This is a genomic window from Lactobacillus equicursoris DSM 19284 = JCM 14600 = CIP 110162, assembly GCF_001434815.1.
Lineage (GTDB): Bacteria > Bacillota > Bacilli > Lactobacillales > Lactobacillaceae > Lactobacillus > Lactobacillus equicursoris.
In genome coordinates, this window is the sequence record NZ_AZDU01000128.1 from 1 (window position 1) to 570 (window position 570).

Genomic DNA, 570 nt, shown 5'->3' on the forward strand with positions numbered 1-570 from the left:
CAACGTCAACACCGATTACCCAAACCTTCTTAGCAGCAGTAGTGGCCTTGTTCCGGGTCTTAGCTTCAGTGAAGACACCGTTGCCGGCGTTACCAGCAGCTTGGTAGATGATGTCGGCGCCGTCAGTGTACATTGATTGAGCAATTGACTTAGCCTTGTCAGTTGAAGTGAAGTTGCCGATGTATTGGTCGTCGATCTTGATTTTCTTGCCTAAAGCCTTGGCACCGTCCTTAACGCCTTGCTTGAAGCCGGCTTCGAACAATTCCAAAACGCTTGACTTGGCACCACCGATAAAGCCAACGTGGTTGGTCTTGGTAGTGTAAGCAGCTGCTAAACCGGCAAGATATGAAGCTTCGTTACTCTTGAAGGTTACGGAAGCAACGTTCTTTTGACCGCTAACAACGGAGTCAATGATAACGAAGTTCTTCTTAGGGTACTTCTTTGAAGCTGCCTTAACTGAGTCAGCCAGCATGTAGCCGACACCGTAGATGGTCTTGTAGCCAGCTTGTGCAGCTTGGGTGAAGTTAGGCGTGTAGTCAGCAGCTGATGAAGATTCAAAGTATTGGTAGC

1 protein-coding gene is annotated in these 570 nt (G+C 48.4%); it reads right to left on the minus strand.

Translation table 11 applies throughout. The annotated features are described in order from the left end of the window. Positions 1-570, minus strand: a 570-nt coding sequence (locus FC20_RS09665) for a BMP family lipoprotein (protein WP_156402978.1), incomplete at both ends; no start/stop codon positions are given.